This window comes from Candidatus Protochlamydia naegleriophila, assembly GCF_001499655.1.
Lineage (GTDB): Bacteria > Chlamydiota > Chlamydiia > Chlamydiales > Parachlamydiaceae > Protochlamydia > Protochlamydia naegleriophila.
Genome location: NZ_LN879502.1, coordinates 1,942,107 through 1,962,649, shown reverse-complemented (window position 1 = coordinate 1,962,649; position 20,543 = coordinate 1,942,107). Strand labels below are relative to the sequence as shown.

Sequence of the window (20,543 nt, the reverse complement as noted above, 5' to 3'; positions counted from 1 at the left end):
AGGGTAATATCATTTCTATTGTTTTAAGTTCTTTATTTAGATCCTTTTCTAACAGATTGAGCCTCTCGGAGTGATTTTTTTCTAAATAGCGCTTAACTTAATATTAGCTTTTGTTATACTTGTCATCTATTCGCAATCCAATTTTCACAGAGAGAGAAAAGGAGCGGCAGTTGACTGACAAACAAGAAGATCCAGATCGCGACTCTAACGAGGATATCGATAAGTGGAAACAGGTCGGGGTATATTTAACCATTCCCTTCGTTTTGGCTGTTTCGCCTATCGTTGGATGGTTAATTGGAAGTTGGTTGGATCGTAAGTTAGGCATGGCCCCCTATTTCATGTATTTAGGAGTCTTGCTTGGGTTTATAGCAGGCTTTCGCGAGTTGTATCGAATTATTAAGCAGTTTGGTGATGGAAAATAACTTTATTTCTCGAGTCATTAATGTGACGGCTGTATTGGCTATCATCGGTTGCGTGGCGGCTTACCTTTATTGGGATTTACTGGCTGCGATTGGTCTTGGGGTAGGTGCTGTTTGGGGATGCTTGAATCTGTATTTCCTCAAAAAACTATTGGAAGAATATTTGAGATTGAATTCCAAAGATGCCTTGAAATGCTACACATGGATCGGGATTAAATTCCCATTGCTTTACGTGGTTGGCTATGGGCTGTTGAAGGTGTTTTCAATTTTAAGCTTAGTATGTGGATTTTCCTTCATTTTTATTGCGATTTTTCTTTTGGGAATCGGGAAATTACTTTCTGATAAATTTCAGGCTAACATGGAGTCTCATACATGATTGGTGGACAAGTCGGATTATTGACAATGGTGGCAAGCAGTCAGCCTGATGCTGGCAGCGGAGTTCCTGAGTTACCAAACTTTATAACGCTCCTTTATCACCGTTTTCAGCACACCGACTGGGCGCCATTTTTGCATCACTGGGAAAATATCATATTCTCTGTGATCATTGGATGTTTGCTTTCTTGGGTTGCTTATATGGGAACGCGCAAGAAAGAGATGATTCCATCGGGCCTTCAAAATTTCTTAGAGTTGGGCATCGAAAAGTTCCGTCATCTAATCATCGGTGTTTTAGGGCCGCAAGGCGAGGCATATGTCCCTTTTCTTGGAACGCTATTCATCTATATTTTTGTGATGAATATCTTCGGGATGGTCCCATTGATGAAATCGCCCTCGTCTAGTTTAAACATTACGGCTGGGCTCGCCATATGCGTTTTTTGCCTCGTGCAGTACTTAAACATACGCAACATGGGTCTGTTTGGCTTTTTGTATCATTTAGCTGGGTCTCCAAAGAATCTCGTTGGATGGCTGTTAGCTCCTCTTATGCTGTCATTGGAGCTCATTTCACAAGTCGCTCGTCCCATTACCTTGTCCCTTCGTTTATTTGGTAACGTGCTTGGTGAGGATATCTTGATCGGGGCCTTTGCCTTGATGGGGGTGGTCATGCTTTCTTCGATCCAATCTCCCGTTGGCATACCGCTTCAGATCCCATTTATGTTCCTTGCCTTGCTGACGAGTTTGATGCAAGCTTTAGTCTTTACTTTATTAAGTACGGTCTATATTTTATTGTCTATACCTAGTTCAGAAAAGCATTCACATTAAAAAATTAACTAAAGAGGAAATCATGAATATTGGAACAGCTTTAGCTCTTTCTGCTCCTTTAGCTGTAGGTCTTGCAGCCTTAGGATCTGGTATTGGCCTGGGTCGTGCTGTTGGTAGCGCTATGGAAGCCATTGGCCGTCAACCTGAAGCGTCTGGAAAGATCCTCACTAACATGATTATCGGCGCTGCGTTGATTGAAGCCTTGACGATTTATGCTCTTATTGTCTTCTTCGTTGTTTTAGAAAGAATGGCATAATTGAATTATGAATTTAGAAATCGAGCAAATCTTAACTCAAATTGTTGCTTTTTTAATCATGCTTTGGGTTTTAAAAAAGTTTGCTTGGAAACCTCTGCTGGGTCTGATGGAAGAGCGTCAAGAGCTTATTCGCTCCGAGTTTGATTCCATTGAGATGCAGAAAAAAGAGGTTAACAAGCGGGCTGACGAATACAAAACCAAATTGCATGATATCGATGCTGAGGCAAGAAAAAGAATTCAAGAGGCCATTGGTAAAGGGCGAGACATTGCTCACGATATTGAGCGTGAGACACGCAACAAGGCTGCACTGATTTTGAACAATGCACAAGACGAGATGCGACGTGAATTGGATCAGGCCAAAGAACAGTTGAAGAGGGATGTTGTCAAGATTTCTCTGGCTGTAACTGAAAAGTTGATTCAAGAGAAGTTGGATCCTAGCAAGCATCAGAAATTGATTGAAGAAGCCATAGACCAGGTTGTGATCAAATGATAGCAAAAGCCGTTGCTTCGCGATATTCAAAGGCTTTAGTTGATGCAGCTACCTCTCCTGAGCAGCTAGAGAAGCATTTAGCTGCTTTGGAGGAGATTGCCGATTTACTGCAGGCGATGCCGAAACTTCGCGAGTTTTTATTCGATCCTCATCTCAGCACCAGGAATAAAAAAAACATTCTGCAGCGTTTATTTGGCGAGCGTCTCGACAAAACTATTTTGAGTTTTCTTTATTTGCTAATCGAAAAAGGGCGCTTTAAGTATTTGTCAGAGATCAGGAAAGAGTACCATCGTTTGGTCAAGCAGAAATTGGGAATTATAGAAGCGCGCTTGATTACGGCGGTACCCGCTGAGGATGCCTTGAAGGAAAAGGTGAAAGATAAGTTGGAAAAGGCTTATCGCAAAACGATCGATATCAAATCGGAAGTTCGCCCCGATATTATTGGTGGAATGATTTTAATCGTCGGCCATAAAATGATTGATGATAGTGTAAAACAAAGACTTGCAAAATTAAAAGATAGCTTATTAGCAGCTAAGGTCTAGGAGCGAGAATGCGATTAAAACCAGAAGAAGTATCCTGGGTTATCCAGCAAGAAATTGAAAAATATGATGAAGATCTTTCCTTAAAATTCGAGTCGGCTGGACGCGTCCTTTATGTGGGTGATGGCATTGCGCGTGTATGGGGTTTAGACGATGCCATGATGTCTGAGCTTGTCGAGTTCGCCGATGGAACATTGGGAATTGTTCTTAACCTTGAAGTTGACAATGTCGGGGTCATTATTCTTGGCTCTAACCGCAACATTCGTGAGCAAGACATTGTTAAACGTACGGGTAAGATTGCTTGCGTGCCTGTTGGAGAAGCGATGCTTGGACGTGTTGTTGATGCTTTAGGCAAGCCGATCGATGGTAAGGGACCGATTGAAACAACTGAATACCGTCCAATCGAGAGTCAGGCACCGGGCGTTGTTCAAAGAAAGCCTGTTAACGAACCTGTTCAGACTGGGATTAAAGCCATTGATGCGATGATTCCAATTGGTAGGGGGCAGCGGGAACTTATCATTGGTGATAGACAGACGGGTAAGACGACGATCATCTTAGATACCATCATCAATCAGAAAAATAGCGGTGTGCATTGCATTTATGTCGCTATTGGTCAAAAAGCTTCAACTGTTGCTCAAGTCGTGAAAACGCTAGAGGAGCATGGGGCTATGAAGTATACAACAGTTGTCTCAGCATCGGCATCAGACCCCGCTGCTTTGCAGTATATTGCTCCGTATTCAGCTGCGGCATTGGGCGAATATTTCATGTATCAAGGCAAGCATGTGATTTGCTTTTACGACGACTTATCGAAGCATGCGCAGGCCTATCGCCAGATTGCACTGCTGCTCCGCCGTCCGCCTGGCCGCGAAGCCTATCCTGGGGATATTTTCTATTTGCATTCCCGCTTGTTGGAAAGGGCTGCCAAGCTCAGCCAGGATCTCGGAGGGGGCTCTTTGACAGCGATTCCAGTGATTGAAACGCAAGCAAATGACGTGACGACTTATATTCCGACAAACGTCATTTCGATTACGGATGGACAGATATATTTAGAGCCAGATCTCTTTTATGCTGGTGTGCGTCCTGCGATTAACGTTGGTATTTCTGCTTCTCGAGTCGGTGGAAAGGCTCAAACTAAGGCAATGAAAAAAGTGGCTGCAAGTTTGCGTCTGGATTTAGCGCAGTACCGCGAGTTGGCTGCATTCGCTCAGTTTGGTTCTGAAATGGACAAGACGACACAGGCTCAGCTTGTGCGCGGGGAGCGAATGATAGAGGTCCTGAAACAGGACAAGTTTACTCCGTTTTCACTTTCGAAGCAGGTGATGATTATTTTTGCTGGAACGAGAGGGTATTTGGACGATTTTCCATTAGAGCTTGTCAAGGTGTTTGAAAACGAGTTTTATCCATTCATGGACACTCACTATCCGGATGTGGCTCGTTCGATTGACGAGACTAAGGATTTGGATCAGAGAACAATCGAGCAGTTAGAATCCGCAGTTGTTGAATTCAAACAAAAATTTAAAGAGCTCCATCAATTATCTTAAGCAGCGTTCAGAAATGGATGCATGATGAGGAAATTATAGGAAAAATGGCTTTAACGGGATTGATAGTGGCAGAGCATGGTTAGTTTAAGAGATATTCGCAAACGTCTACAGTCTATTCAAAATATCCAGCAGCTGACGAAAGCGATGGAAATGGTTGCCGCTTCTCGTTTGCATCACGTTCAAATGAAAGTAAAGCAGTCGCGCCCTTATGTGAACAAGATTAAAGACATTTTAGATCAGCTAAGTCAGGTTGCTTCGACAGACTATTGTCATCCACTTTTAGAGCAAAGAGAAGTGAAGAAAGTAGGTGTTGTTGTTATTGCGGCAGACATGGGATTGTCAGGCTCTTATAATAAAGATGTTTTTTCGGCTACGAATAAGTTTTTGAAGTCGTATAAGCAAGATCAAGTAGAACTTATTTTGGTTGGACGCAAAGCTGTGGAGTATTATCGCCGCCGCTCCTGGCCAATTCGCTATGAGCTTGAAGAGTGGGGTGAAAAACTCACACAGCAGCAGGTGATGACATTTGCTAATGATCTTGTCAGCTGGTTTTTGCTAGGCGAGTTGGACGAGGTCTGGTTTGTCTATACCCACTACATCACGATGATGTCGCGTAAAGTCGTGGTAGAGAAATTCTTGAATATTTCCCAGTCATCTAAAGAAGAGTCTAAGGGCGCTGCAGAGTATCTTTTTGAGCCAGCTCCCCAGGAAATTTACGGCGCTATTTTGCTCCGCTACTGCCTGACAAAGGTGCAAACGACATTAAATGAAGCCTATGCTTCAGAGCTTGCTGCGCGCATTTTTGCCATGAAGGCAGCGACCACAAATGCTGACGATATGATTGAAAAGTTAACGCTTGTGCGAAATAAAGTCCGCCAAGCGGGAATCACCAAAGAAATGCTGGAAATTACTTCTGGCGCGGAAGGATTAAAGTAATCGAGTTGACCGCTTGAGCTTTGTAAAAGATATAAATTTGTAATTGAGCGATAAGAGAAGGCATATTATGGCTGTAGGAAAAGTCAAACAGATTATTGGTCCCACATTAGATATCGAGTTTCCACCGGGCGAGCTTCCCAAAGTTTTGAACGCGATTAAGATCATCGATAAAGAGAGGCAGCTTGAGCTGACAGCCGAAGTAGCAATGCACTTAGGGGATAATGTGGTGCGCTGCGTAGCTTTGTCCTCTACGGATGGATTAGTACGTGGCATCGAAGCTGTTGATACCGGTGCTCCCATTACGATTCCTGTTGGGCGTAACACTTTGGGGCGTTTATTCAATGTGCTTGGGGACCCCATCGATCAAGATGGTCCAGTTTTAGATGCTGAAACCTCACCTATTCATAAAGATGCACCTACATTTGAAGATCAAGATACGCAAGCGGCCTTGTTTGAAACAGGGATTAAGGTCATCGACTTGCTTTGTCCTTATTTGAAAGGGGGAAAGGTTGGTCTGTTCGGTGGCGCGGGCGTTGGCAAGTCTGTGATTGTGATGGAGCTGATCCGCAATATTGCGACTCATCATGGCGGCTATTCGGTTTTTTGCGGAATCGGAGAAAGAACGCGTGAAGGAAACGACTTGTGGTTGGAAATGAAGGAGTCTGGAGTTCTTTCTAAAACGAGTTTGGTGTTTGGTCAGATGAACGAACCGCCAGGAGCGAGGCTGCGAGTTGGTTTGACAGGATTGACCATGGCCGAGTATTTTAGAGATACCGAGCATCAAGACGTCCTTCTTTTTATCGATAATATTTTCCGTTTTGTCCAAGCAGGATCTGAGGTTTCGGCGCTGCTCGGAAGAATGCCTTCGGCAGTTGGTTATCAGCCAAACCTAGCGACCGAAATTGGTAGTTTACAGGAACGCATTACATCGACTAAGCATGGTTCAATTACGTCGGTGCAAGCCATTTACGTCCCAGCCGACGACTACACAGATCCGGCTCCTGCCAGCATTTTCCCTCACTTAGATGCTGCAACGTCGCTTTCTCGTCAGATTGCAGAGCTTGGAATTTATCCAGCAGTTGATCCACTGAATTCCAGTTCGAGAATTTTGGATCCGCACATTTTAGGCGAAGAGCATTATGGCGTGGCCCGCCAGGTGCAAAAGGTTCTGCAGCGCTACAAAGATCTGCAAGATATTATTGCCATCTTAGGCGTGGATGAATTATCCGAAGAGGATCAATTAATTGTTGCGCGTGCCCGTAAGGTTCAGAAATTCCTTTCCCAGCCCTTCTTTGTGGCTGAAACATTTACTGGTAAGAAGGGACGATTTGTCAAATTGCCCGATACCATCAAAGGTTTTAAGATGATTGTCGATGGGGAGATGGATGACATCCCTGAGCAAGCCTTCTACATGGTTGGAACGATTGATGAAGTCTTTGAAAGAGCTGAGCAGTTAAAAGCTTAGAATGCATAAATTAGTGAATAGGTGCGGGGGGGGTGGCTTCCTCGCACGTTCTGATTTTTAAACAAGGCTACACAAACGATGTATACATTAACGATCTTGACACCTGAAAAAGTCGTATTTGAAGAGCCCGTTTACTCAGTCAATGTTCCCGGAGCAGACGGCTATTTTGAGATATTAGTCGATCATGCGCCTTTGACTGCTTTGCTTCAGTCTGGAAAAGTGACGATCATTGACAAAGATGAAAAAAAACTCCATTTTGCCATTGCAAGCGGCTTCTTCGAGGTTTCCCACAATAAAGCCAACATTATTGCCGATGCGATCGAACCGGTCGAAGAAATTGATTTGGGTCGAGCTAAGCATGCATTTGAGCGAGCCCAGGCGCGATTAGAGCACTCGCAAGAGCATGTGGATATAGCTCGTGCCAAGAGAGCTTTGAAACGCGCTGAAAACCGCATCAACTTATATCAAGAATTTCATGCACTGAGAAAGTAACTGCGAGTTGAACGTCTTGCTTAATTAATTTTTTTCATATTATGCAAATGATAGGGAAAAAATAGCCAGAGTTACAATGAAGTCTGTTGATTAACGCAAAGGCAGTGAGGCAGGGCGACTCAGAGGTGATTGATAACTTGTTGTCAGAACAAGTGCTCGAGGCTGCAATTGATGTGCATCCTACTTTAGGTGGTCCAGCACTATTAAAAAGTCTATATGAAGAAGCCTTGTTACATGAGTTAAGGCTCCGTCATATTCCGGTAAGAATTGTAAATTTCGAGACCTGATGCGTCTTGATATACTTGTAGATCGTAAAAGTTATCATCGAAGTAAAAGCAACGGAAAATGTGCTTGTTGTCCATAGCGCAAGTATTGACTTACCTGCGAACGAATCTTAAATTAGGTTTAGTGATTAATTTGGACAGAGAAGTCTCATTGATGGATGGAGTCGGGTAGTTAATGCTTTATAACTCCCTCTGCGTATCTCAGACTCTCTGTCTCTGCGTTAGTATTTCTCTCATTCAGACAGCTAAATTGCAGACAGGTTCAGGAGGAGTTTTGAAATGCAAATTAAGTCAATGACTCTTCATCCTTACGAAATCATTTTGACACACGGTTTAGTGCGTTCCGGCGCATTGATTCAACTCATTGACGAAAAAGCGAACTGCGGATGGGGAGAAGTAGCCCCACTTCCCAACTGGAGCAAGGAAAATTTAGATGAGTGCTTTAAGCAGCTTGATCGACAGCACCAAGCCCTTTTGCAAATGGATTGGACGCTATTAAACTGTTTTGAAAACTTAAGCCAGTTAGGCCTTTTACCGTCTGTTGAGTTTGGCTTAGAATCAGCCCTTCTTTCCCTTTTAGCCCCCGTAGAAAGCTGCTCTTTACCAGCATGCGCCTTGTTGATGGGATCGCTTCCCTCTATTCTTGATCAGGCAAGAATGAGGCGAATGGAGGGGTATACTTCAGCTAAGCTGAAAGTGAGTCAGTTGAGCTTTGAAGAGGCGAGAGACGCGATCGAACTGTTAAAAGATCATTTTGAATTGAGAATCGATGTTAATCGCGCCTGGAATACTTCCGACTCTATTCGCTTTTTTGAGCAGTTTCCTTTAGAAACTTTTGATTACGTTGAGGAGCCATTTTCCAATCCTCATGATCTTGCTCTTTTTCCCCATCCTTTGGCTGTAGATGAATCGTTTCCGAAAAATCTTTCCCTAGAGCAACTCGAGTCATTGCCTACTCTCAAGGCCCTCATTTATAAGCCAACGATGCAAGGAGGAATGTGCGGGTGTCTTCCTTTGCTTGAATGGACTGTTAAAAGAGGCATTACCTTGGTTTTGAGTAGCAGTTTCGAGACAGATGTGGGATTGGCTCACATAGGTGCGATGGCCTGCAGGCTTGGGCTTTCTTCTCCGATTGGAGTGGGAACGTATCATTACTTGCCGGCACTGTTTTGTGCTGATTTGCAGTTTTTGAATGGCAAGGCTCATGTTTTAGGGAAACCCGTGCTTAAGCGGCCTCGGGTTTAGAAAGTAGAATTTATCAGTCCTCTAGTCTCCGGTTTTTTTGTATTCTTTACGAGCCTCTTTTTCAGGATTTAAGACTTGCTTTTAGCGATGTAGCTTGTAATTAAATTGCGGTAGGCAGGTAGATGGCTCGCGAGGAGGGTTCCAAGTCCTTCAATGTCGTTTCTCCAGTCGCGATGTAGTTCGCATGCAACGCTAAACCAATTCATCAATTGCGCTCCAGCATGTGTCACGCGCATCAGAGCTGCGTCGCGGACCGCCTGGTTGAAAGTTCCCGATGCATCAACGACGACAAAAACGTCATATCCATCTTCGATAGCAGAGAGCGTAGGAAATGCCACGCAGACATCGGTCACAACACCTGCGATGATGAGCTGCTTTTTTCCAGTTGCCTTGACAGCTCTGACAAAATCTTCATTGTCCCAGGCGTTGATCTGTCCAGGACGCGGAATGTAAGCTGCATTGGGTAAGATCTCCTTCAATTCAGGAACGAGAGGGCCATTTGGGCCATTTTCGAAGCTTGTAGTAAGAATTGTTGGGAGATTGAAGAATTTAGCGATATTGGCTAAGGCAAGCACGTTGTTTTTGAATTCACTTGGCGAATAGTCCTGGATCATGTTGATTAATCCGCTTTGATGGTCGACCAGTAAAACAGCAGCATCATTTTTGTCTAAACGCTTGTATTTAAAGCTTGCCATTCCTCCCCCCTCCTACTTATCAGTTGATAAAAAATATTTAACACTCTGTGAGAATCAATGCAACCAAATAGCAAGCCGTTAAACATTTCCCGGCTTGAGGTTCGGCAGGCGAATAGTGCCTGCCGACTATGAATGCTGTTTGATTAGCGGTCATTTGTAGGTGAGGAGTGAGCCTTGACTTGAATTTTGGAAGGATATTTTTTGAAGGTCTCCATGTGCCTGTCGATTTCATGAGTCAAATATTCCGCAAAGGGAATTTTGCGAATGATGATATTGTGAGATTCTTTAGGATCGAGATAAAGATTAAATAGATGACCATAGGTATAGTCGACATTTTTACCTGTCAAGCCGCCCATGTCAGGGGTGTCTAAGGTGCCAACTGTGGCAGTTTCCATGATCTTATATTCACCCATTCTAACTGCTGAAAAACGATCTTGCAGCCAGTATAAGATGGAAGCGCGGTTTGATTTTCCTTGATCGGCAAGTAGGAAAGAGACCTGGTCGATACCATCGATGTAGCGATCTTTTGGAAGCTTCTCTTTGGCTCCAGCAAGCGAAAGGCTTGTTGTGAAAAGATCTGAGAGGTCGAATAAACCATCAGAGACTCTACCCGGTTGGATGACACCTTTCCAATAGGCGATACCTGGTACGCGTACACCACCTTCAAAGGAAGAACCTTTAGATCCTCTAAAAGGCGTATAGCCGCTATCGGGCCAAGACTCCATTTCGGGGCCATTGTCTGAAGTAACGAAAATGAAAGTGTTTTCAAGCTGTCCTGTTTCTTCGAGAGTTTTGACGAGCCTGCCTAGGATAGCATCCATTTCGACCATGACATCTTTATAAGGGTATTTGGCAGGAGACTTTCCTTTGACAGATTCATTGGGGTAATTATCAAAGTGTCCACCTCTTGTTCCGTAATAGAGGAAGAAGGGTTGCTCTTTTTTGGCGTTATCTTGAATAAATTTGACGCCATAGTCGGCCATTTTTTGATCGAAGGTGGAGATATTGGCAATTGTCAGTTCTTCAATGTTTTCTAATTTAGCCCCTTTTACTCCATGTACGAGGTGTTTATTAAAGGGGCTATCTTTAGATGGATTGATTAAGGCTTCGGTACGCTCTTTATTATTGACGAGTTCTGGTGCAAGAGCAGGGTCGCGCCATTCGGTGTACATGTCTGAAACACTTAAAAAGCCATAAAAATCATCAAAACCTACATTTTGCGGCTGCGAAGCTTCATTTTCTCCAACGTGCCATTTACCAATTCCTTGTGTGCGGTAACCCGCTTCACTAAGGAGTTTGGCAATTGTTTGTTCTTCAGCTAATCCACCAGGTGCTCCATACATGGGCGGAATTAAGATTCCATGGCGCATAGGTAAGCGACCAGTTAGAAGCGTGGCCCTTGTCGGAGAGCAGCTTGGTTGGGAATAGGTAGAGGTGAGCTGTAAACCTTCATGGCACAATTTATCCATATTCGGCGTAGGGGCGCCGATGGCTACTCCGCCTCCAAAGCATCCTGGATCTCCATAGCCAACGTCATCCATGATGAAAATGAGGATATTGGGCTTTTTCTTAAATTTGTCGGCGAGAGTTTGGAGCTTATTTGCGGCCTGTTGTTGATCTTCGGGATGAGCAAGGACGGGTTCCATATTTTCTGCGAGGGACTCTCTTTTTTTCGAAAAGACATCTTCCCAGATCGATTGGGGGTAGGCCTGTTCTTGTTTAGCTGGATTGGATTGAGCATGTACAAGTTGGGTGATCCATGATGCACTAAAGAAGGATCCATACAAAAGCGAAAGAGTAAATATTGATCGCATGTGTTCTCCTGTTTGATTGCGTAAAGAAAAATTTATAGGGAAAGTCGGATGGTAAGTAAATAAAAATATTTTTAATTTTGTAGGTGCCTGGATTTGACAACTATTTTTGAAAGGAGCTAAATAGGGAATTTATAAAAAAAGATTTGGTATGTTAAAGACTTATTTTGGCTGCTCTTGTAACTGGGATGGCATTTTTGCCTATTGAATCTGTGCGAAAAAAGGGAATGAAAAAGGAAATTTAATTCGGATGGCTCTTTGATCATATTTATTTATCGATTCAAGAGCCTGCGGATTTGAATGCGAGAGCAAACTGGTTGCCAGCGAACCATTTTTTGCTCATGAGAGTGTATGTTCCAAAAGCGGACATTGAAAGCAGATAGTATCTGTTACCCAATGTGATGCATGTTAAAGAGGACTTTTCCACTCTCGTAGAATGCGTGGAGTAAAAGAAGTAGAGAAAATTAACAAAAGGATTTTACATGAAATGTGCATTTTTGACTGTGGCTGCTTTAATTGGATTTATCTTACCTCTATCGGCTGTTCCTAGTGCCCATGATCAACCTGTGTCCGATAAAGAAATAGTGGTTGAGGAGGCGTATATTTATGGGTTTCCTCTCGTTGTCATGGACATTACGAAAGATGTCATGACAGCGACGTCAAAGGTGGCAGAGAGTCAGGGGCCAATTAATCTACTTTTTTCTCTTAAAACATTTCCAGATCCTTCCTTTAAAGATGTTGTGAGTCCAAATGCGGATACGTTGTATACGCAGGCATGGCTGGATGTGAGTAAGGAGCCTGTAATTTTAAGCACTCCAGACATGGGAAAGCGTTACTATTTATTTCCCATGCTCGATTTATGGACGAATGTCTTTTTTTCGCCAGGCACACGTACGACGGGTAATGGCAAAAATAATTTTGCCATTACCGGACCGGATTGGAAAGGAACTCTTCCAAGTGGAGTGCAGCAAGTGAAGGCACCGACCAATAGTATTTGGATCATTGGCCGCATTCAAACCGACGGACCATCCGATTACGCGGCTGTGAATAAACTGCAAGAGCAGTTTAAATTAACGCCTCTAAGTGTATGGGGAACAAATGATGTTCCTCCTCGCATTGCGGGCGCGCGTGATGTCGATGTTAGTACACCTCCGATTCAGCAAACATTAAAAATGGATGGAGTCGCATTTTTTACAAGGCTTGCGCAATTGTTAAAAGAGACCCCAATTCCATCCGCTGATAAGGAGTATGTAAAAAAATTCTCTATGATTGGACTGGAGCCTGGAAAGGAGTTTGATGTTGAGAAGTTATCCAATGAGGAGATTAAGGAGCTCAACCGGTCCGCCAGAATTGCTCAAGCTAAGGTTAAAGAGGAATGGGAGAAGCATTCTTTTGCTTCGAATGAAAATGGCTGGGGCGTCATTCTCAAAAATATTGGATTGTATGGAACAAATTATCTATTGCGAGCTAGTGTCGCTTATGGAGGACTTGGGGCTAATGTTCCTCAAGATGCTGTTTATCCAGCTACGAACGTGGATGATTCTGGCAAGCCTTTAACTGGACAGTCGCTTTACGTCATTCATTTTAATAGGGGAGAATTGCCTCCAGTCGGCGCTTTCTGGTCTATTACCATGTACGATGATCAGCAGTTTTTTGTGGCCAATCCAATTAATCGTTATGCAATTGGAGATCGAAGCGATTTGCAATTCAATGCAGATGGCTCCTTAGATATTTTCATTCAAAATAAATCACCTGGCAAACAAAGAGAATCTAATTGGTTGCCAGCGCCTTCTGGCCCTTTTAATTTAATCATGCGTCTTTATGCTCCTAAAGAAGCCGTATTAAACGGAAGCTGGAAGCCTCCTAGGGTGCAAAGAGTTCAATAGATAATTTTTCCATTTAGACAAAGAGCCAGACAGACTCTGGCTCTTTATTTTGCTTATTTAAACAAAAAGATGAATTTTTGATCATGAATTTAAAAATTATTTTACCCGCCACGCTTGTCCTGTCTCACATGCAAGCCTTTGCCGATGCCACTAAATACACGACTGAATCGAATAGTCAAGTTCTCAAGCAATTACCATTCGATAATATAGACGATTTTAATGATGCCTCTCGCGGCTTTGTTGCTCCTATTCCTAACGATGGGATCATAAAAAATGATAAGGGAGAAGTCATTTGGGACTTGGAATCTTACCACTTTGTCAATTCGGACAGAGCCCCCAATGATCCTTTTTCTCCTTCGACAGTCAATCCGAGTTTGTGGCGTCAGATGAGGCTTTTGAATAAAGCTGGGCTTTTTAAAGTAACAGAGGGAATTTATCAAGTTCGCGGCGCGGATGTGTCGAATATGACTATTATTGAGGGGAAGACGGGAATCATTATTATCGACCCACTGCTTTCCAAGGAAACGGCTAAAGTAGCGCTTGATTTATATTATCAAAATCGCCCAAATAAGCCTGTGAAAGCTGTCATTTATAGCCATAGCCATGCCGATCATTTTGGAGGAGTTAAAGGAGTTATTTATCAAGAAGATGTTGATAGTGGAAAGGTAAAGGTCATAGCTCCAGAAGGATTTACAGAAGAGGCTATTTCAGAAAATGTCTTGGCAGGAAATGTCATGCTAAGAAGAGCCATGTACATGTACGGCGCGCTGTTAAAGCCTGGACCTGAAGGGCAGGTATCTGTCGGGCTTGGAATTGCTGCATCACAGGGTGGAATGACCTTGATTCTTCCGACGGACTTTGTGAAAAAGACAGGCGAAGAAATGGAAATCGATGGCATTAAATTTGTCTTCTTGATGGCTCCAGGGTCTGAAGCTCCTGCTGAAATGCTCTTTTTCTTGCCTCAATTCAAGGCACTCGGTGCGGCAGAAGATGCCACGCATAACATGCATAATCTCTATACCTTGCGAGGAGCTAAAGTTCGCGATGCGAAAGCATGGTCCAAGTATTTGAATGAAGCGATTGTGCTATTTGGAGATCAGACGCAAGTCGTTTTTGCTCAGCATCATTGGCCTAAATGGGGAAAGGAAAATGTGATTGATTTCTTGGAAAAGCAGCGAGATCTATATAAGTACATGCATGATCAGACGCTTCGTCTTGCCAATCAGGGCTATACAATGACTGAAATTGGCGAAATGATGCAATTGCCTGATAGTTTAGCTAAAGAGTGGTACAATCGTGGCTACTATGGAAGTCTAAACCACAATGTGAAGTCGGTGTATAACTTCTACTTGGGATGGTTTAATGGAAATCCTTCCACTTTGCATGTTTTGCCCGAAATAGAAGGCAGCAAGAAGTATGTGGAATATATGGGCGGTTCTGATGCTGTGATTGACAAAGCACAGAAAGACTATGATAAGGGAGATTATCGCTGGGCTGCTCAGGTGCTCAACCATGTTGTTTTTGCCGATCCTGCCAATCAAAAAGGAAAGAAATTATTAGCTAGTACATTAGAACAGCTGGGCTACCAGTCTGAAAATGCCACATGGCGCAATTTTTATTTAATGGGAGCTAAGGAGCTCCGTGAGGGAATTCGTCCACAACCTGTTTTAGCAACGGATAGTCCGGATGTTGTAGCATCCATGCCAATGGAAAACTTCTTTGATTATCTAGCCGTGAGATTAAATGGAATGAAGGCTGCTGAACATTTTATGTTGATCAATTTCAATTTGACTAATTCAAATCAGCGCTATCTTTTGGAAATTAAAAATGGGGTATTAAACTATTTTCCTGATAAGAAGTCTGATAAAGCCAATTTATCGATTGCCATCAGCCGCAGTGACCTCAATGATTTGATTGTAGGAAAGGTGAAAAAAGAAGAGTTACTGCAATCGAAAAAACTAATCATTGATGGGAGCAAAGAGGATTTCAAGATATTGAAATCGCTGTTTGACACATTTAATCCTTGGTTCAACATCGTTGAGCCGCAACTGAAGTCTAACAAGGAATGAGTTCATAGCTGTTTCTTAAATCCTCTAGAAAACATTTGAAATAGCTAAGAAACGGGCAAATTTTAGTATTTAAGTTGAAGGTTCGCAAGCGCAAAGCTAGAGATTTACGCTTGCCCTGCTCTCCAAAATTAATCATTTATCCAGTGGAACGTTATGCAATATCGAATAGAGAAAGACAGTTTAGGGGATGTTCGGGTGCCTGCCGATCGCTATTATGGGGCGCAGACAAAACGATCGCATGAGAATTTTCCGATTGGAACCGAGAAAATGCCATTAGAGGTCATCTATGCCTTGGCATTAATCAAAAAGGCTGCCGCATTGGTTAACGAAGAGCTCGGATTGCTACCAAAAGAGAAGCAAAGGGGCATTTGCCAGGTTTGTGATGAGATTTTGGCGGGCAAGTTAGATGATCATTTTCCATTATCTGTGTGGCAGACTGGCTCTGGAACACAGACAAACATGAATTTGAATGAGGTCATCAGCAATCGTGCAATTGAGAAATTGGGAGGAGAGCTCGGATCTAAGCAGCCTATACACCCCAATGACGATGTCAATCTTTCTCAGTCTTCTAATGATGTTTTTCCCTCTGCTATGCATATAGCAGTGAAGCTTGACATTTGCAATAGGCTTTTGCCTAGCTTGACGGCTTTAAGAGAAACTCTGCATAAAAAAGCAGAATCATTTCAGGACATCGTTAAAATCGGCCGCACGCATTTAATGGATGCGACACCTTTAACGCTTGGCCAGGAATTTTCAGGTTATGTGAGCCAGCTTGATCATGGCATTCAAGCTATTAAAAATACGTTTCCACACTTGGCGGAGCTAGCTCTTGGGGGTACAGCTGTCGGCACAGGAATCAACACCCATTTCGACTATGCCCGGAAAGTGGCTGAAAAAGTTAGCGATTTGTCCGGCTATCCATTCGTATCGGCTCCAAATAAATTTGAGGCGCTTGCAAGCAATGATGCTCTTGTTGAGGTGAGTGGGGCTTTGAAGCGAATAGCTGTTTCATTATTCAAGATTGCCAACGACATTCGATGGTTAGCATCCGGTCCTCGCTGTGGCATTGGCGAGATCACAATTCCAGCCAATGAGCCTGGATCGTCGATTATGCCAGGCAAGGTCAATCCGACTCAGAGCGAGGCTTTAATGATGATTGCCATTCAAGTCATGGGGAATGATACGACAATTACTTTTGCTGGCTCGCAAGGAAATTTAGAATTAAATGTGTATCGCCCTTTAATCATTTACAATTTGATTCAATCGATTCGTTTATTAAGTGATGGAGCGGCCAATTTTAATCAGAAATGTGCAAAGGGAATCACTGCAAATCGGGAGCGGATTGCTGAGCATCTCAATCGCTCTTTGATGCTTGCAACGGCTTTGAATAAGGCCATTGGTTATGATAGGGCAAGCCAGATTGTCAAAAAAGCTCATGCAGAAAATACGACATTAAAAGAAGCCGCCTTAGCATTGGCTTTTTTGTCGGAAGAGGAATTTGATCGCATTGTAGACCCCAAAAAAATGATCGGTCCCACACTTTGATAGACTAGTTGTTTTGCGTCGGTTCCGCTGCTTGTGCAGGAGTCTGCCTGCGTTTGTGGAATGTCGAAGGTAATCAAGTCAACCCAAAGAGGATGTTTCCATGTTTCAACCACACATCCGTCGCCTATCACGTCGACTTTATACGTGGCTATGCCGCCTGAGGCGCAATAAGCATCGTTGATGAGGTAATAGAGATAACTTCCAGTCATATTTTTGATGGGAAAAGAGATTTTTTCTTCTTTACGGTCGTGCAAGCGGACGATGAGGGAGAGTTGGAGCTCTTGATAATTAAGATAGCTGGAAGGGAGTGCCCATTGAACAAGAATGCGTTGACCGATGATGGGATTATCTAGATGCGGATCGGGCGTAAAGACATAGTAGCTGGCTAGATTTTCATGGCTCAGGTAGTGGGTCTGAATGGTCAAGTGCTGCCGTACACAACTGCTTGTACAAAGAGAGAGAGCAAGCAGGTACAAAGGAATAAAATATTTCATAGAATAATTTAAAATAGAATTTATAATCGACTCAAAATGGATTCTGAGGAGCATGCTGGCTGACACTGGAGAGTTGTGTGTTCAACGAGCTGATGAAATCCCCATTGGATCAAGTGACTAGTCGAGTCCCAATCCAAGCAAGAATCTGTAATAGACACACCATAGGTTAGCTGATTAGGGTCATTTAAAAAGGGTTGGTTGCCTCCATATAAATGGCTTTCTAACATCAGGCCGCGGATATTCGCGTTCCCTTCTATAATTTGATGGACGATCGATTGAAAAACAGCTGGTTGACGTTCATGTTTTTTATTGGAATTGTTGTGCGAACAGTCGATTAGAAGTCTTTTTGGAAGATTTGTCAGAGCCAGGCGGGCGAGGGCTTCGGATACTGAAGAGGGATCGTAATTGGGTTTGGATTCTCCTCCTCGCAACACAATGTGAGCATCTGGATTCCCCGGCGTCTGGATGGCAGCCGGCCATCCATTTTCATGTAAGGCCATGTGAGTATGGGGTTGAGAGGCTGCAAGCACGCCATTGATGGCGGCTGAAATATTGCCTGCTACCCCATTTTTAAATCCAACAGGCATTTGCAGCATAGAGGCTAGCTGACGATGGGTTTGTGAGGAAGCTGTACGAGCGCCAATAGATCCCCAGGTAATAAGATCATCATAGTAGAAGGCTGTTAGGGGATCTAAAAACTCTGTGGCGGCTGGAAGATTGAGCTGTGCTAAATCGAGTAGTAATTGACGCGTTTGCTCGATTCCTAAAAGAAGGCGATTAGATCCATTCAATAAGGGATCATAGAGGAATCCTTTCCACCCAGTTGCGGTCCGCGGTTTTTCACAATAAACCCGCATGAGTATAAAAAATTGAGAAGAGACGCTTTCTGCTAAGGACTTCAATTGGATGGCGAATTCTTTGGCAGATGCAGGATCATGAATCGAGCATGGGCCAACAATGAGCAGTAAGCGCGGGTCTGTTCCATTTAAAATGCGGCGTACAGTCTGTCTGCTTTCTTCAATAAAGTGGCCATATTGCGAAATTGTCGGCATCCGGCTTTTTAATTCTTTGTAGGATGGCAAGAGTTCCATATTGATCCGGCTCCATTCCTTTCCGTTAGATCGTTTCTCAGAACCCTAAAGTTTAACAAAGATAAACATTTAACGCACACCGATAGCGCGAGAAGGTAAAAAAACTCTTCGCCTGGAAGACCCTGATTGCTACTCACTGTCGCCTAAGTTTTTTTAGATTCAAGAGCGTAGGATCAAGAAATCGCTGGTATATAAACCCAAAGTGCGGTTTTTTTTAATCAATGTTTGATTGCTTAACAGCGAAGGCGTAAACCTCTTGGCTTTAGCTAATTATCCCAACCGATTTATTGATGCAATTAGCGCAAGAAGAGTTCAATTAGTATGCATTAAAGAGACTTTTTAAAATTAATAATCTATAAAATATTTGTTTGCAGTCTTGATTTAGAATATAAAGACTGTTATAATTGTTACAAATTTGAAGTCAAATTTTGGCAAGCGATCGCATTTTAGAATCTATTCCTTTATAGGCCACTGTCAGTGGCTGGGATCATTTTCCGTAAAATACAGCTGCAGCTCATAAGCTACGTTGAGCCGTTTTGCCCAGGTCATTGGTAACGATAGTTTAGGCTATGAAGTATATGTGATCTAGGCAGCATCGTGTTGGACATAAATGATACTGATGCGATTGATCTTGTATTATCCCTTATTAGTGATAACTTTCTACCTGATGGGTGAACCATGGAACAAATGGATCAATTTTTGAGTGAGCTGAGAAATTGGGTCTGGGGCGCTCCTTTGCTTTTATTATTGTTAGGCACGGGTGCTTACTTGACGATTTTATTAAAAGGTGTCCAGTTTCGTTATTTAGGATATGCATTCAAGCAGGTAGTTGCGCGACAACGACAGGGTAGTCAAGGGGATATTAGCCATTTTCAAGCATTAATGACTTCATTAGCCGGAGCCATTGGAACCGGAACGATCGTTGGAGTAGCGACAGCGATTACGGTTGGTGGTTTGGGAGCCATTTTTTGGATGTGGGTGACCGCATTTTTAAGTATGGCTACAAAATATGCAGAATCCTTGTTAGCGGTCAGGTATCGCGAGAAAGACAGCCGCGGCGAGATGGCTGGCGGACCGATGCAGTACATGGAAAAAGGATTGGGGTGGAATAGAATGGCATGGATTTTTGCCGTTTTAGGAATGGTTGCGGCTTTAAGTACGGGAAATCTTGTCCAGACGAATTCGATTGCTGAAGCATTGAATCATGTTTGGCATGTCGATTCTTGGTTGACGGGAGTGATCTTGTGTGCCTTGACAGCAGTTGTCGTGATCGGCGGAGTAAAAAGCATTGGGAATGTAGCGAGCATTTTGGTTCCAGGGATGGCCTTATTGTATATTGGCGCTGCCATTTACATCCTCATCGTCAATTTCACTCACATTCCAGAGGCATTCATGCTGATCTTCCATAGTGCATGGAATGGACAGGCTGCGACTGGCGGCTTTCTAGGTTCTACGATGATGATGGCTATGCAGATGGGCGTGGCTCGTAGTGTTTTCTCCAATGAAGCTGGTTTAGGCATTTCTTCTGTTGCTGCTGCTGCTGCTAAAACGGATAGCCCTGGCCGCCAGGCTTTGGTGACGATGACAGGTGCTTTAATTTCGACTGTGATTGTTTGTACGATGACAGGACTTGTATTAGCCGTTACAAATGTCATGGGAGCTACAGGGGCTAATGGTCAAGTTCTAAATGGGGCTTCCATGGCTATTGCAGCCTTTAATACCCATATTATATGGGGCGAGTACTTAGTGACAATTGGGCTTGTCTTATTTGCCTATACGACAGTTCTTGCTTGGTCCTATTATGGAGAAAAGTGCTGCGAGTATTTATTTGGTGAGCGCTCTATTATAGCTTACCGCATACTATTTGCCTTAGTCGTTATTCCTGGTGCGGCTTTAAAGATGGAAACGGCTTGGTATTTAGCTGATATTAGTAATGGTTTGATGGTCATTCCCAATTTGATCGCTCTTGTTGGACTATCAAGCGTGATTCGTAAAGAGACAGAGGAGTTTTTAGTGATTGCTAATCGAGAAGAAACAGAAAGCGCCAAGCTGCGTTGTGTAGGAGACGAGTAGAATGTCTAGTGAGAT

Annotated in this window: 20 protein-coding genes; 16 read left to right on the top strand and 4 right to left on the bottom strand. The window is 43.3% G+C overall.

Annotated features, from left to right (window positions below):
* The first annotated feature begins 170 nt into the window (after positions 1-170).
* The 12 genes from PNK_RS08230 to PNK_RS08180 all read left to right on the top strand — a co-directional run bounded on the left by PNK_RS08230 (position 171) and on the right by PNK_RS08180 (position 8,864).
* The gene (locus PNK_RS08230) at positions 171-422 is read left to right on the top strand and encodes an AtpZ/AtpI family protein (RefSeq protein ID WP_032124161.1); all 252 of its coding nucleotides are present in this window, start codon (positions 171-173) and stop codon (positions 420-422) included.
* Entirely contained in the window at positions 412-795 is a 384-nt protein-coding gene (locus tag PNK_RS08225) for a hypothetical protein (protein WP_059061417.1), read from the top strand. The genes PNK_RS08230 and PNK_RS08225 overlap by 11 nt, the downstream gene beginning before the upstream one ends.
* The gene (gene atpB / locus PNK_RS08220; RefSeq protein WP_079992880.1) at positions 792-1,616 is read left to right on the top strand and encodes a F0F1 ATP synthase subunit A; all 825 of its coding nucleotides are present in this window, start codon (positions 792-794) and stop codon (positions 1,614-1,616) included. Before PNK_RS08225 ends, atpB begins: the two co-directional genes overlap by 4 nt.
* A gap of 22 nt (positions 1,617-1,638) precedes the next feature.
* On the top strand, positions 1,639-1,872 hold the full coding sequence (gene atpE / locus PNK_RS08215) for an ATP synthase F0 subunit C (protein ID WP_032124162.1): 234 nt from the start codon (positions 1,639-1,641) through the stop codon (positions 1,870-1,872).
* Positions 1,873-1,879: 7 nt separating this feature from the next.
* A complete protein-coding gene (gene atpF / locus PNK_RS08210) occupies positions 1,880-2,362 on the top strand; it encodes a F0F1 ATP synthase subunit B (protein WP_059061416.1) in 483 nt (160 codons plus the stop codon).
* Positions 2,359-2,904 carry an ATP synthase F1 subunit delta gene (gene atpH / locus PNK_RS08205; protein ID WP_059061414.1) on the top strand — a complete coding sequence of 182 codons (546 nt, stop codon included), beginning with the start codon at positions 2,359-2,361 and terminating at the stop codon, positions 2,902-2,904. The genes atpF and atpH overlap by 4 nt, the downstream gene beginning before the upstream one ends.
* 8 nt (positions 2,905-2,912) lie before the next feature.
* Positions 2,913-4,442, top strand: a complete 1,530-nt coding sequence (gene atpA, locus PNK_RS08200) for a F0F1 ATP synthase subunit alpha (RefSeq protein ID WP_032124165.1) — start codon at positions 2,913-2,915, stop codon at positions 4,440-4,442.
* 75 nt (positions 4,443-4,517) lie between these two features.
* Positions 4,518-5,378 carry an ATP synthase F1 subunit gamma gene (atpG, locus tag PNK_RS08195; RefSeq protein WP_059061412.1) on the top strand — a complete coding sequence of 287 codons (861 nt, stop codon included), beginning with the start codon at positions 4,518-4,520 and terminating at the stop codon, positions 5,376-5,378.
* A 67-nt stretch (positions 5,379-5,445) separates the two neighbouring features.
* Entirely contained in the window at positions 5,446-6,843 is a 1,398-nt protein-coding gene (gene atpD / locus PNK_RS08190) for a F0F1 ATP synthase subunit beta (RefSeq protein ID WP_032124167.1), read from the top strand.
* 78 nt (positions 6,844-6,921) lie between these two features.
* Positions 6,922-7,335: an ATP synthase F1 subunit epsilon gene (atpC, locus tag PNK_RS08185; RefSeq protein WP_032124168.1), complete on the top strand. Its 414-nt coding sequence runs from the start codon at positions 6,922-6,924 to the stop codon at positions 7,333-7,335.
* 104 nt (positions 7,336-7,439) lie between these two features.
* A complete protein-coding gene (locus PNK_RS14020) occupies positions 7,440-7,622 on the top strand; it encodes a GxxExxY protein (protein WP_420885364.1) in 183 nt (60 codons plus the stop codon).
* A gap of 276 nt (positions 7,623-7,898) precedes the next feature.
* Positions 7,899-8,864, top strand: coding sequence for an o-succinylbenzoate synthase (locus PNK_RS08180; protein ID WP_059061410.1), 966 nt, complete (start codon positions 7,899-7,901; stop codon positions 8,862-8,864).
* A 68-nt stretch (positions 8,865-8,932) separates the two neighbouring features.
* Here the strand turns inward: PNK_RS08180 and ycaC are convergent, their stop codons facing one another.
* Both ycaC and PNK_RS08170 read right to left on the bottom strand, forming a co-directional pair.
* The gene (ycaC, locus tag PNK_RS08175) at positions 8,933-9,559 is read right to left on the bottom strand and encodes an isochorismate family cysteine hydrolase YcaC (RefSeq protein ID WP_059061408.1); all 627 of its coding nucleotides are present in this window, start codon (positions 9,557-9,559) and stop codon (positions 8,933-8,935) included.
* A 143-nt stretch (positions 9,560-9,702) separates the two neighbouring features.
* Positions 9,703-11,373, bottom strand: a complete 1,671-nt coding sequence (locus PNK_RS08170; protein ID WP_079992878.1) for an arylsulfatase — start codon at positions 11,371-11,373, stop codon at positions 9,703-9,705.
* A 479-nt stretch (positions 11,374-11,852) separates the two neighbouring features.
* Between PNK_RS08170 and PNK_RS08165 the strand changes: the two genes are divergently transcribed.
* From PNK_RS08165 to fumC, 3 genes are all read left to right on the top strand, one after another.
* Positions 11,853-13,256 carry a DUF1254 domain-containing protein gene (locus PNK_RS08165; protein WP_079992877.1) on the top strand — a complete coding sequence of 468 codons (1,404 nt, stop codon included), beginning with the start codon at positions 11,853-11,855 and terminating at the stop codon, positions 13,254-13,256.
* Between the two features lie 83 nt (positions 13,257-13,339).
* Complete coding sequence (locus PNK_RS08160; RefSeq protein WP_059061407.1) at positions 13,340-15,325, top strand: alkyl/aryl-sulfatase; 1,986 nt, start codon at positions 13,340-13,342, stop codon at positions 15,323-15,325.
* A gap of 153 nt (positions 15,326-15,478) precedes the next feature.
* Positions 15,479-16,870 (top strand): class II fumarate hydratase, encoded by a 1,392-nt coding sequence (gene fumC, locus PNK_RS08155; RefSeq protein WP_059061405.1) that lies wholly within the window; start codon positions 15,479-15,481, stop codon positions 16,868-16,870.
* Here the strand turns inward: fumC and PNK_RS08150 are convergent.
* Both PNK_RS08150 and PNK_RS08145 read right to left on the bottom strand, forming a co-directional pair.
* Complete coding sequence (locus tag PNK_RS08150) at positions 16,759-17,364, bottom strand: hypothetical protein (RefSeq protein WP_059061403.1); 606 nt, start codon at positions 17,362-17,364, stop codon at positions 16,759-16,761. The two genes, fumC and PNK_RS08150, sit on opposite strands and share 112 nt — an antisense overlap.
* Before the next feature lie 20 nt (positions 17,365-17,384).
* Positions 17,385-18,455 carry a 3-deoxy-7-phosphoheptulonate synthase gene (locus PNK_RS08145; RefSeq protein WP_059061401.1) on the bottom strand — a complete coding sequence of 357 codons (1,071 nt, stop codon included), beginning with the start codon at positions 18,453-18,455 and terminating at the stop codon, positions 17,385-17,387.
* Between the two features lie 678 nt (positions 18,456-19,133).
* On the opposite strand from PNK_RS08145, the gene PNK_RS08140 reads away from it, so the two are divergent.
* Entirely contained in the window at positions 19,134-20,528 is a 1,395-nt protein-coding gene (locus tag PNK_RS08140) for an alanine/glycine:cation symporter family protein (protein WP_420885343.1), read from the top strand.
* Positions 20,529-20,543: the final 15 nt, after the last annotated feature.

Excerpts from the sequence above, each read along its gene's own strand:
- atpB (WP_079992880.1), top strand. The coding sequence starts at position 792 with ATGATTGGTGGACAAGTCGGATTATTGACAATGGTGGCAAGCAGTCAG.
- atpH (WP_059061414.1), top strand. The coding sequence starts at position 2,359 with ATGATAGCAAAAGCCGTTGCTTCGCGATATTCAAAGGCTTTAGTTGAT.
- atpF (WP_059061416.1), top strand. The coding sequence starts at position 1,880 with ATGAATTTAGAAATCGAGCAAATCTTAACTCAAATTGTTGCTTTTTTA.
- PNK_RS08170 (WP_079992878.1), bottom strand. The coding sequence starts at position 11,373 with ATGCGATCAATATTTACTCTTTCGCTTTTGTATGGATCCTTCTTTAGT.
- PNK_RS08150 (WP_059061403.1), bottom strand. The coding sequence starts at position 17,364 with ATGAAATATTTTATTCCTTTGTACCTGCTTGCTCTCTCTCTTTGTACA.
- atpA (WP_032124165.1), top strand. The coding sequence starts at position 2,913 with ATGCGATTAAAACCAGAAGAAGTATCCTGGGTTATCCAGCAAGAAATT.
- PNK_RS08145 (WP_059061401.1), bottom strand. The coding sequence starts at position 18,455 with ATGGAACTCTTGCCATCCTACAAAGAATTAAAAAGCCGGATGCCGACA.
- atpE (WP_032124162.1), top strand. The coding sequence starts at position 1,639 with ATGAATATTGGAACAGCTTTAGCTCTTTCTGCTCCTTTAGCTGTAGGT.
- atpC (WP_032124168.1), top strand. The coding sequence starts at position 6,922 with ATGTATACATTAACGATCTTGACACCTGAAAAAGTCGTATTTGAAGAG.
- PNK_RS08140 (WP_420885343.1), top strand. The coding sequence starts at position 19,134 with ATGGAACAAATGGATCAATTTTTGAGTGAGCTGAGAAATTGGGTCTGG.
- atpD (WP_032124167.1), top strand. The coding sequence starts at position 5,446 with ATGGCTGTAGGAAAAGTCAAACAGATTATTGGTCCCACATTAGATATC.
- PNK_RS08225 (WP_059061417.1), top strand. The coding sequence starts at position 412 with ATGGAAAATAACTTTATTTCTCGAGTCATTAATGTGACGGCTGTATTG.
- atpG (WP_059061412.1), top strand. The coding sequence starts at position 4,518 with ATGGTTAGTTTAAGAGATATTCGCAAACGTCTACAGTCTATTCAAAAT.
- fumC (WP_059061405.1), top strand. The coding sequence starts at position 15,479 with ATGCAATATCGAATAGAGAAAGACAGTTTAGGGGATGTTCGGGTGCCT.
- PNK_RS08165 (WP_079992877.1), top strand. The coding sequence starts at position 11,853 with ATGAAATGTGCATTTTTGACTGTGGCTGCTTTAATTGGATTTATCTTA.
- ycaC (WP_059061408.1), bottom strand. The coding sequence starts at position 9,559 with ATGGCAAGCTTTAAATACAAGCGTTTAGACAAAAATGATGCTGCTGTT.
- PNK_RS08180 (WP_059061410.1), top strand. The coding sequence starts at position 7,899 with ATGCAAATTAAGTCAATGACTCTTCATCCTTACGAAATCATTTTGACA.
- PNK_RS08160 (WP_059061407.1), top strand. The coding sequence starts at position 13,340 with ATGAATTTAAAAATTATTTTACCCGCCACGCTTGTCCTGTCTCACATG.